The organism is Candidatus Latescibacterota bacterium (genome assembly GCA_019038625.1).
GTDB lineage: Bacteria > Krumholzibacteriota > Krumholzibacteriia > Krumholzibacteriales > Krumholzibacteriaceae > JAGLYV01.
This window is the reverse complement of record JAHOYU010000204.1, coordinates 1-10531: the sequence shown is the minus strand read 5'-3', so window position 1 is coordinate 10531 and position 10531 is coordinate 1. Positions and strand designations below refer to the sequence as shown.

Sequence of the window (10531 nt, the reverse complement as noted above, 5' to 3'; positions counted from 1 at the left end):
TGCTGCCCCCTCCCCAGGGATCCATGAAATCGATCTTCTGAGTGGGAGGAGCAAGAGTGAAATGGCTTGAACCCATCGTAACGACATGTCCTATCGTGTCACCTGCGGCAGTCGTGTCCTGGAGAAGGATCAGTACATCTTCGCTGTCTGACTCGAACTCGCGGAGCATCTCGGCCAGATCTGTGGCATCGCTTACCCCCTCGGCGGATACCGTCCAACCGGACTGTCCATGCCCCTTCAGATACGATTCTATACCTGAGACCATCCCTGCAGGATTGGTCCCTGTCGAATCGGTACCCATCCCCTTTTGAAGCTCTTTCGCTATATCCGAACCGCTCGAGTTCGGTTTGCTTTCGTCCCCTTCCGGATTGTCCAGTTCCGGATGGCCGTTTTCGGCGAAATATTTCAGGCAGGAAGCAGCTGCCGTAGGCGCGCATGACACGGAGTCCAGATCTGTGCCAAGACCCAACTGGTCAATCGCCGTCAGGTCCCTGGTCCAGTCGAACGAAAGAGGCATGACCAGGAGTTCTGCTGTCCCAGGACCAGTCATCTCATCATCGATCTCGAATGTGATATCAAAAAAAGAATCCACCTGGAACTCAGGGATCGAATCCCTGGGAATATCAGTGAAACCTGGAATGGGAGGTATCCCATCGACAAAAACTATTATCGAGTCACGCCAGACCCCATACGGAGGCACATCGAACTGCAGTTCAAACTCGTATACCCCACCATCGAAAGGATCACTCCCCGGCTCGAAATACTCGATAAACCCATCACCCTCGCCCAGGACTCCATTCGTTGAATAGCGTAGTCCCTCCGCGGTCACATCTGTAGCGAAAGGAACAAACGGACCAACATCACCGTATGGCCTGTAACTGAAAGTCGCGGTCATCGGAACAGGCTCTGGAAGAATAAGGTCCGACATGGCCCCTTCCAGCTTGACCCTCCCCAGTTCGTCTATAACTGCCACATCCGACCGATAGGCGGTCTCGATCATGAGGTGAGCTTCCGGCTCGCTCCACGGTAGTATCTCTTCCTCCCAGTATGTGAGTAGCCCCACACTTGTCCCGCTATCCCGATTATAGAGCATGACAGGAGGAATGATCTCACCGCCGATCTTCTGATAATATGGCGGAAACTGAAACAGGTTCTCTGTCAGGTGAATCGCATCGTAATTTACAAGGATCTGCCCTGGCAGAGCTTCCGGGATCTCCACCTCTATGAATACGTCAAAAAAGCTCTCGACCCAGGCCGGATCAGGCTGTGGGTCGGGATTGGCATATACAGTAAAGAGAGATAACGCTTCGGGGTTCCTGATCACTCTTACGCCCAATGGCCCCAAAAGATCAAACCCGATCTGTTCCCCGGGAATCTCCAGAAGTGGCGGATATAGGGGAGAGGGAAACGGAACCTCGAAACCCAGATCGTCCCTACCCCATACGCCAATAGTATCCATCGGCCAAAAGTACGGAGGCGCATCCAGCACGAATTTAACACGTTTGAATACTTTCTTTTCCTCAGGCCATGCCACAGCGTTCGAGAATGAGATTGTGACAAAGGCAATAAGTAGAACAATACCCATCCCGACACAGAAGCGTTTGCGGTGAATCATTGAGACCTCCTGAACAGTCGAAAAAGGCGGGCGGTACCACTGAGGGGGGGGCAGATGATGGTCGATAATAGATTCCCTGTTAACAATCTCTCTTTGCTTACCCCCACGCGCCAACCAGCAGGTTTATAGACGGCTGACATTGTAGCACATCCAAACGCAATTTTCAATCAAAAACGAGTATAATTACCTATAATGGCTTGAGGTCTCTTTCTCGATTGGAATCACCGCGAACGGGAACGATGCAGAGCAACCAGTTTCGCCAAAAAGTGTTCCCTGAGCTCACTATCGTTCAGCCTTTCCTCTGCTTCCACAACGAGATGCCCGAATCTTCTCAGTACCTCGCTGCCGAAAAAGCCGCATCCCTTTCCTGACGGTGATTCCGCGTCCACTCCGGAATATATCTTCACATCGCCTATACCGCAGGATGGAGATCGGTTTTTAAGTATGAACCCGTCGACTTCGCCGACCGAATCCAGGAATGAACCGACGAAAGCCTTCATCTCACCTGTGAAATCTTTGCCGGTCGCCGGCTGGATGAGACAAAGCCCCCCCGGGGATCTTACGATCCTGATAGGATCTCGAGGCACTCCAAGCCCCATCTCCAATTCAGGACATACGGGAATAAATTCCACATGTTTCCTCAGATGAAGTACAGCAGGAGAAGAGACTTTCTGCCCGTCATAGCGGCAAGAGTCAAATTCGAGACAGCTGCTGACAACTACTTTCGGCCTTGATGGAGAAGACAAATCCAACCCTCATTCTATGAACAGTTATCCGCTTCCTTGCGACAGATCGATTTTCCGTGGTAGTGAAACACTATCAGGGAGCGTTGAACTGTTCAATTAATAGTTGATTCGCAAAATCCAGGATGGACATCCGGAACGTATATGATCTATCATCCTGGAAAGTCATTTCGTTTCTGAAAGCGCTCTACCTCCGGGAGGCCATGATGGGAAAAATAACACTGATCCTCGCTGCAATGATCCTGATCACCGGCGGCGCGATGATTATGACAACCTGCCCGGCTATGGCCGAGGGTGGAAACTTCGGCCTGGGTATCATAATCGGTGAACCGACCGGTTTTGTGGGGAAAATGTTCTTATCCGACCGCAACGCGATCGATGGGGCTCTCGCCTGGTCGCTGGATGATAATAACTACATGCACGTTCACGGAGATTATCTTTTTCACAATTTTTTCATCCTCGAAGACGTGAAAGGTGAGTTCGCCTGGTATCTCGGCATCGGCGGTAGAATAGCCCTGGTAGACGACCACGACAATCATGTCGGAGTGAGATTCCCCGTTGGAATTACATATCTGTTCCAGGACACAAGATTCGACACGTTCTTTGAACTGGTGCCGATAATGGATGTGGCGCCTGACACTGATTTCGATCTAGAGGGAGCCATAGGCATAAGGTTCTATTTCTAGATCTTGTTGTTAGACCCTGTCACCAGCTCAAGACAAAGGGGCGGGATGTTTTCCGGAATCTTATCCCCGGATCCAGCCCGCCCTCGTTTATTTTTTCTGTTTCCCCAGCTACTCCGGTAACCTCAGATCCCGTGAATCCTCATGGAGATCACTCTCTGCGGTGTCACTTTCCGATTCTTGACCAGTCCTCTGATATAACTGATGTACTCGGCATCGACCCCGTGGATCCTGAACTGTATCAGTTGATTCAGCGAAATATCCTCGAATCCTGCCTCACGGATCTCTTTAGCGAATTCCGCCGTGACTCCATGGATACGCATCTGAATAAGTTTCGACGGGGAAAGATCATCGAATCCTGATTTTTCCATCTTCCGTATGTAAGACGGGGATACACCATGGATCCTGAAAGAAACGAGATCGGAAGAGTCGAGATCCCGGAGGCCGGCCTCTTTCATTTCTTCCATGAATTCAGGAGTGACTCCATGGATGCGGAACTCGACAAGTTTCGATGGCGACACATCCTCGAATCCCAGATCAGCCATCTGCTCGATGTATTCGGGAGTCACGCCGTGTATCTTCATCTGAAGCAGTTTCGAATTTGGCACATCGTCTCCAGCTGCTCTCCGGATCGACTCCGCGTACTTCGGTGTTATGCCATGGATCTTGAAGGAAAGAAGTTTCTCCGTAGAAACATCATCGAACCCGGCCTTTATCATCTCACGTACGTATTTGCCGGTGATCCCGTGAATCTTGAAAGAAAGAAGCTCGCTGGCAGACATGTCGTCTGGCCCGTATTCCCTGACATCTCTGATATACTCCCTGTCGATTCCGTGTATCCTGAAAGAGAGAAGCTTGTCGAGAGAGAGGTCGTCGTATCCCATCGAACTGACGCCAGTGATGTAATCAGACGATACTCCATGGATCGCGAGAGCCACAAGCTTTTCTATCGATGGCTCATAACCGAGGTCTTTCAATTCATCGATGTATTCTGCTGTCACATCCGCGAGAAAGATATGAAGCATCTTGTATCCATCCAGCCTTCCTGAAAGTTCTTTTCCGAGATAGCGCTCGAACTTCGTGTCAGGTCCGAAAGTGAAGATCCCCATTCCCCTTCGTTCACCAAAATTTCCGGAAAGGGTAAGAATCCCGGATTCTCTTTCGATGACTACATCCTTCTCTCCCGACCCGCGAAGCCCTCTGAAATCATCCAGATCGAACCTGTGAGTCACCTGCATCTCGTGATCGTGACCATCCATCAATTCATCCTCGACGATGAGGGTAAGTTTGATGTAATCGTCCCGGAACCTGGCGATAAAGTTACCCTCGACTTCGTCCGTAGCTGACATGGCCATGCCGGGCAGCACCAGTAGCATCACAAAAAATATCATGCTTATCGTCTTTCTCATCTCTTTCCTCCTCAACATTTCCTTCGGCTGTCCCTTGCCCTTCAAACCCGGTCGAAGCTGGAACATATCCTCTGTATTCTGACGGTCGCCGCGGTCGCCGTTTCATAGATGCTTACCTTTGTTTCGCGGAAACGTTACTGTTTTTCCTGAAAAAAATATTTCCACTATAGCTCCTGAGTAGAAACTGTGGGCCTCCACCGCCTATCATTCCATGAATCCATTCGTCGAGAAATGCTCTCTGTATACCTGTTTCTTTCGACTTTCCTCCACCTGACTCCCTCTTTTCCATATCAATATCAAACCCCGACATGATCTCCCCATGATCCGTTCTCATCTTCAATGAAGCCCTGGTATCTTCGGGAAAGAAAAGATCGATATTCCCTGTGACCGAGGTGAAAGCCATCGGCACATTGGAAGTCACGCCCGCGAACCTGGCCCTGATGTTCCCTTCGACCGTGTTTAATACGGCGGACCCGGTTATCCCTGAAAGATTCACATCTCCCGACTCACTGCTTACCTCGATTTCGCCACTGAGGTTGTGGACAAAGATCTCCCCACAATCGAGCTTCTCTATATGGACAGAAAACCGATAAGGCAATTGTATCTCAAGGTCGATAGTCCGTTCGTGAGAATTGCTGTTGAGAGTAATGACATTATTTTTTTCAAGCCCGTTCAACCTGAGCGCGTGGCCAGGTACGGGGCGGATATCCGAGTCCTCAGCCCGCCCTTTGCGGATGTCCGAGTCCTCATTCTCTCCCTTCACGTCCTGTCCGGCGACGTATCTCATGGCTGCATTAATAATTATATATTCTCCATCGTACCCGGTGATCCGGACATCGCCCTTATGATGCTGAAAGATCATGACGCCCGGTTCACCTGGATAGGTCAGGGACAGGATAAGTTGTTCCGTCCCTTCCCGTGCGACTGCGTCCGGCAGAATCAGGGCTCCCCACAGGCTGCCTGTGACTATCATCGATATCGCAAAGACCATCGCAAAGATCCATTTCATCCTGTTTCTCATTCCAGCGAAAGATCTCTCCTGAACCAACCCGATATTCATAACAGGTACCTCAATCCTTCACTGACCCTGCTTCGTACCGCCAGGTTCAGATCCTTCCTGAGCAGCAGTTGCCGCAGAGGTTCGACGGCCCTGTCCTCACCACTGGATACCATCACGTCGACGAGCGCAAGCTGCACGAGTGGTGAATCCTGTTTTTCAATATTGCTTATCAACCCTTCCCTTATCCTGTCGTCCCATTCGACAGTCGACAGGGCATCCAGTGTAGCTAGCCTGACATTGACGTTCGGATCGCGTTCGAAGACATCAAGCATCGCCGTCAGGACCTGTTCGTCACCGGGAACCAGGTCCCTGAGATACTGAACGGCCTGCAGTCGTTCTGATGCCGATTTCCTGTTGAGCATTGAGAACATCATCATCTTCTTCATCTCGTTCACTTCGGAAGCCATATACTGCAGTTTCTTCTCGTACTTCTCTTCAGGCTGAAACATGCTGGCTGCCGTCCACCCTATGACGATAAATACCGCTGCATAAGCCAGCTTTGAAATGACCCGGGGAAAAGAGATCCCGGTAATCCTTTCGAGGAAAGGACGGCGTTCTTTCTCCACATCACGTTGCCCTTTTTCCGCATCGATCATCGCATAGAACTTTTCACCGAGCTTTTCTGACGGTGCCGGAATGTCAATGTCGGCCATCCCGTCATAAAGGAGCGCCATCTCCCTGAGTTCGTCGATATCGTATCCTTCACCTGCCAGAAGAGCCTCAAGCTCTTCCTTCCTGGCAGGCGTCAGCGCGGCACTGACATATTCAAGGATGAGATCGTCGGTATTCTCGCTGCCGTTCATAATCGATCACCCGTCTTTCACTTCTCTAAATCCTTGTACAATCGTCTGAGTTCCTGCAATGCTCTATGTATGCGTACCTTTACAGCACCCTCGGTACAGCCTGTGATCTCACCGATCTCTCTGTATCTGAGATCGTCGTATCTGCTGAGTACCAGGACCTCCCGGTAATCGTCTCTCAACATGTTCATCGCCTTTTTAAGCCTCGATTTTTCTTCACGGCCGATCATCATATCTTCAGTCGTACTTTCTTCCACCATATCCGAGTCCTGGAGGTCGCTCTTTTTCTTCCATCTTGAACTTTTCCTTATGTGATCCACGCCGAGATTATGTGCGATACTGTACATCCACGACCTGAACTCCCCCACTGGTTCAAATCTATCCCTGTATTTCAATATCCTTATAAAGACGTTCTGAACCATATCTTCACATTCTTCCCCAACTCCCATACGAAAGTGAAAATACCGGTACAGGGGAAGTTTGTATTTTTCGAAGAGCGGCCCGAGCTTGTCGAGATCACCGTTCTTCACGTGCATCATCAGTCGATTGTCGGAGCTGAGATCCGGTAAATTCCCCGAAATGCCGTACCTCCTGGACATGAAGTTAAAAAGGATGCCGTATCCCCGACGGAGCAGACACGGATCCACACAACTCACTCTATATATTGAACGGTAAATGCGATGATAGGTTACAGGAAAAAACAGGTCTTTCGAAGAACAAAAACTCCCGGGATGACTTTCCCCGACGTATCCATGAGTTTTCCTGCCCGGGACTTTCGTCTAAAGAATACTGCTGGCGCTCCGATATTCATGTCGGGAGCATGCCACGGTACGGAAGCCCGGGTAAAAGGACTCGAAATGGTATTTATAAAATGGGACAAGAAATACAGCTTGGGAATCGATGAGATCGATTCTCACTATGGAGGTCAGCAACTTCATGAAAGACTGGCTCCAGAATCATACATTTACTTCCGACCAGCGATATCGAGAGTGTTTTAAAAAGAACTGTCCGACCAGGACAAAGCAATCAGTCTGAACCAATCGAGAAACCAGGGTGCCCCAAAGAAATCGGCCCGGCTGACACCGGAAATTCGGACAACTTCCGACCCGCTTCGGTCTACTCGTATTTTATAGCCTCGACCGGGTTTGTAGCGGCTGCCTTCGCCGTCTGGAAACTTACTGTTGCCAACGCGATCACCAGTGCCGCAGCTCCTGAAAAAAGAAAGAAGCCCCACCTGATCTCAGTGTGATAGGCGAAATTGTCCAGATACTTCTTCATCGCGTACCAGGCTACTGGCCAGGCGATAAGGTTCGATATCAGCACCCATTTCGTAAATTCCTTCGTCAACAGCATCACTATACCCGATACCGACGCCCCCAGCACCTTCCTGATACCGATCTCTCTCGTTCTCTGCTCTGCGGCAAAGGAGGCCAGCCCGAAGAGTCCCAGGCAGGCGATGAAGATCGCCAATAAAGTAAAATTGAAGAATATCTTCTGCAGCTTTTCTTCCACTCTGTACAGGCCATCGAATGACTCGTCGAGAAAGTAGTATTCGAACGGTCGATCGGGGTCGAACTGCTTCCACACCTTCTCTAGGGAGGCAAGGGTCTCACCGACATTACCCGGTTCTATTCTCACGAACACGTTGCGATAGAAGCCACGACTGATTGTGATGAACAGCGGTTCGATCACCATATGAAGCGACTTGTAATGAAAATCCCTGATCACTCCGACGACATCACGCTTTACGCGATCGGGATCACCGGCGTTGTATATGCTCTTTCCTATCGCATCGTCCCACCCGGCCAGTCTGAGAGCCGCCTCGTTCACCATGATCGACTGTGCAGAATCGGCAGGCATATCTTTTGAAAAAGATCTCCCCATGACCAGCTCCATCCCCATGACTTCGACATAATCCTCATCGATATTCTGGACATTCATCATTATAGACGCCCCATCGGGCATCCCTTCGGGAACGAAAGATCCACCACTCGAATTACCTCCCGGCACATGCGATGACGCTGTTGCGCCCGAAACCCCGCGTAGACGAAGCATCTCACTCTTGACTTCTTCTGTCCTGCGGGTCATCGACTGTTCCTTGATGGGAATGACTACTACCTGTTCCTTGTCAAACCCGAGATGGCGGTTCTTCATATAGTCGAGCTGATCTATCACTATCAGCGTCGCAATGATAAGAGCGATCGATATAGTGAACTGAGCTACTACCAACACTTTTCTGAATCCTGGATTCGACGCGTGGGCGTTCACTTTCGACTTCAGGACTTTAACCGGGTTGAAACGAGAGAGAAGTATTGCTGGATAACTGCCGGCAACCAGCCCCACAAATATTGCGAGTCCTGCCAGTGCTGGTATCAACCATGGCATCCGCGAAAAACTGATCTCCAACTCGCGACTCGCCAGAGAGTTAAAGAGAGGCATGGAAACTTTCGCCAGTATAATAGCGATCACCAGCGACACGAGACTGTAGAAAACCGATTCGCCGAAGAATTGAAATATGATCTGCCGCCTCGATGCTCCAAGCACCTTGCGCATACCTATCTCTCCGGCTCTCGCCGCGCTGCGTGCCGTAGCGAGATTCATGAAGTTAATGCAGGCCATCAACAGGATGAACAAGGCCACCACTCCGAATATATAGATGTACATTATATCGCTGTTGCTGGACATCTCGTGTCTCTTGTGTGAATGAAGATGGATATTGGTTATCGGATTTAGAAAATACTCCACATCCACCCCCGAGCCCTTCATCGAATCACCCAGGTATTTTTCTTTCATTCCGGGAAGTTTGGCCTCCAGGTCCCTGTAATCGGTCCCCTCAGCGAGGAGGACAAAACCGTAACACCCGAAGTAGCTGCTCCAGGATTCTACCACCTGCCTCCTCTGTTCAAGAAAAGTCTGAAAAGAGAGAAGCATGTCGAAAGTAAGATGAGAGTTCCCAGGAATATTCTCGATGACTCCGGTCACTTCAAATTCAGTCTGATTGTTCAGCTTGAGCGATTTGCCGACGGGATTTTCGGTACCGAAATATTTCCCGGCCATTTCCTCTGTGATCACAACGGTATTGGCTGCGGCCAGAGCCGTTGCAGGATCACCCTTGATCATTGGGAATGTGAATATATCGAAGACGCTCTCTTCGGCATAAAATATGTTCTCTTCGTAGAACTCCGCATGTCCATACCCTACGAGTACCTTGCGGCGGGGCACGAAACGGACCGAATTCACTACCTCGGGATAATCGTCCCGCATGGCTAGTGTAGGTGGAAAGTTTGTCGATGCTATCGGGTTTGGTTTCTCACCAAGGGTAAGTATCGCTTCGAGACGACAGATACGATCGACTTTTTCATGAAACCTGTCAAAACTCAACTCCATCTTTATATAAAGGGAGATCAGAATGACGCAGGCCATGCCCACCGCGAGCCCCAAAACATTGATAGACGAATAGATCTTGTGCTTCCTCATATTTCGCAGAACGGTCACTACGAAGTTCTTGAGCATAATCACTCCTAGGTCTGAATAAAAAGATGTGATGGGGCCGCTATCGGACTGTTTTCGGACATCGCCTACAAGCTCTGTGTCTACAGACAATTATAGCTGCACTGGCAGCAATTGGTTCCAGGAAATAAAAGGTCCCGGGAATTATTACCAGAAAAATATGAAAATCACAATTATTAAGAAGGGGGGGGGAGGGCGAGAGCATGAGTTCCGGGCCCCAGGACAGAGACCCGGGACAGAGCATGAGCCCCGCCCCGGATCTATCGGTGGGATCATTATTCGGTCTCAGTAGAATCAGCTTTCGTTACCAGGATCATTCCGGCCAGTTCGGAAGCGATCACCGGTTCTACGGAAGCATTGAGAAGAGTGTCGACGGCAGTCGTGGTGGAGTCTGATACTTCGATCATCCCCATCGCTACCTTCATCGCATCTATCTCCTCTTTGAAAGAGATGGCGAGCGCGGCAAGGTCCAGTGAACCGAGCCCAGCCTCTTCGTCAACCGCCGCTATCCTCTCGAAGTTGACGGACGCCTTGTCGTAATATTCTATCGTCAGCGCGGCGTCGTATGCTTTCTCTGCGGCGCGGTAGTAGCCATTCCTCTCAAGGGCCATCCCCAGATTGTTCTGAAATATAGCCACGGAGGGCTTGAGCTCCACGGCACACACGAGAGGCTTTAAGGCCTCGTCGAACCGCTCCCGTTCGATAAGGATA

General features: G+C 50.2%; 10 protein-coding genes. 2 read left to right on the top strand and 8 right to left on the bottom strand.

Translation table 11 applies throughout. From position 1 onward, the window contains the following. The coding region (locus tag KOO63_14060; protein MBU8922937.1) for a hypothetical protein at positions 1 to 1615 on the bottom strand (1615 nt) is incomplete at its 3' end. Between the two features lie 221 nt (positions 1616 to 1836). After that, positions 1837 to 2361 (bottom strand): DUF523 domain-containing protein, encoded by a 525-nt coding sequence (locus KOO63_14055; GenBank protein MBU8922936.1) that lies wholly within the window; start codon positions 2359 to 2361, stop codon positions 1837 to 1839. Between the two features lie 200 nt (positions 2362 to 2561). On the opposite strand from KOO63_14055, the gene KOO63_14050 reads away from it, so the two are divergent. Then, a complete protein-coding gene (locus KOO63_14050; GenBank protein ID MBU8922935.1) occupies positions 2562 to 3044 on the top strand; it encodes a hypothetical protein in 483 nt (160 codons plus the stop codon). A gap of 122 nt (positions 3045 to 3166) precedes the next feature. Here the strand turns inward: KOO63_14050 and KOO63_14045 are convergent, their stop codons facing one another. From KOO63_14045 to KOO63_14030, 4 genes are all read right to left on the bottom strand, one after another. Then, complete coding sequence (locus tag KOO63_14045; protein ID MBU8922934.1) at positions 3167 to 4450, bottom strand: hypothetical protein; 1284 nt, start codon at positions 4448 to 4450, stop codon at positions 3167 to 3169. Between the two features lie 112 nt (positions 4451 to 4562). Beyond that, positions 4563 to 5471, bottom strand: a complete 909-nt coding sequence (locus KOO63_14040; protein MBU8922933.1) for a DUF4097 domain-containing protein — start codon at positions 5469 to 5471, stop codon at positions 4563 to 4565. Positions 5472 to 5506: 35 nt separating this feature from the next. Further along, a complete protein-coding gene (locus tag KOO63_14035; GenBank protein ID MBU8922932.1) occupies positions 5507 to 6313 on the bottom strand; it encodes a HEAT repeat domain-containing protein in 807 nt (268 codons plus the stop codon). Positions 6314 to 6330: 17 nt separating this feature from the next. Continuing rightward, positions 6331 to 6840 carry an RNA polymerase sigma factor gene (locus tag KOO63_14030; GenBank protein ID MBU8922931.1) on the bottom strand — a complete coding sequence of 170 codons (510 nt, stop codon included), beginning with the start codon at positions 6838 to 6840 and terminating at the stop codon, positions 6331 to 6333. A 150-nt stretch (positions 6841 to 6990) separates the two neighbouring features. Between KOO63_14030 and KOO63_14025 the strand changes: the two genes are divergently transcribed. Next, positions 6991 to 7308 (top strand): hypothetical protein, encoded by a 318-nt coding sequence (locus KOO63_14025; protein ID MBU8922930.1) that lies wholly within the window; start codon positions 6991 to 6993, stop codon positions 7306 to 7308. 118 nt (positions 7309 to 7426) lie between these two features. On the opposite strand, the gene KOO63_14020 is transcribed toward KOO63_14025, so the two are convergent. Continuing rightward, positions 7427 to 9823 carry an ABC transporter permease gene (locus KOO63_14020; protein ID MBU8922929.1) on the bottom strand — a complete coding sequence of 799 codons (2397 nt, stop codon included), beginning with the start codon at positions 9821 to 9823 and terminating at the stop codon, positions 7427 to 7429. 272 nt (positions 9824 to 10095) lie between these two features. After that, a partial coding sequence (locus KOO63_14015; GenBank protein MBU8922928.1) for a tetratricopeptide repeat protein occupies positions 10096 to 10531 on the bottom strand: 436 nt, incomplete at its 5' end.

What these genes read in the sequence shown, in the direction of transcription:
- KOO63_14050 (MBU8922935.1), top strand. Translation starts at nt 2,562, where the DNA reads ATGATGGGAAAAATAACACTGATCCTCGCTGCAATGATCCTGATCACC.
- KOO63_14025 (MBU8922930.1), top strand. Translation starts at nt 6,991, where the DNA reads ATGATAGGTTACAGGAAAAAACAGGTCTTTCGAAGAACAAAAACTCCC.
- KOO63_14020 (MBU8922929.1), bottom strand. Translation starts at nt 9,823, where the DNA reads ATGCTCAAGAACTTCGTAGTGACCGTTCTGCGAAATATGAGGAAGCAC.
- KOO63_14035 (MBU8922932.1), bottom strand. Translation starts at nt 6,313, where the DNA reads ATGAACGGCAGCGAGAATACCGACGATCTCATCCTTGAATATGTCAGT.
- KOO63_14040 (MBU8922933.1), bottom strand. Translation starts at nt 5,471, where the DNA reads ATGAGAAACAGGATGAAATGGATCTTTGCGATGGTCTTTGCGATATCG.
- KOO63_14045 (MBU8922934.1), bottom strand. Translation starts at nt 4,450, where the DNA reads ATGAGAAAGACGATAAGCATGATATTTTTTGTGATGCTACTGGTGCTG.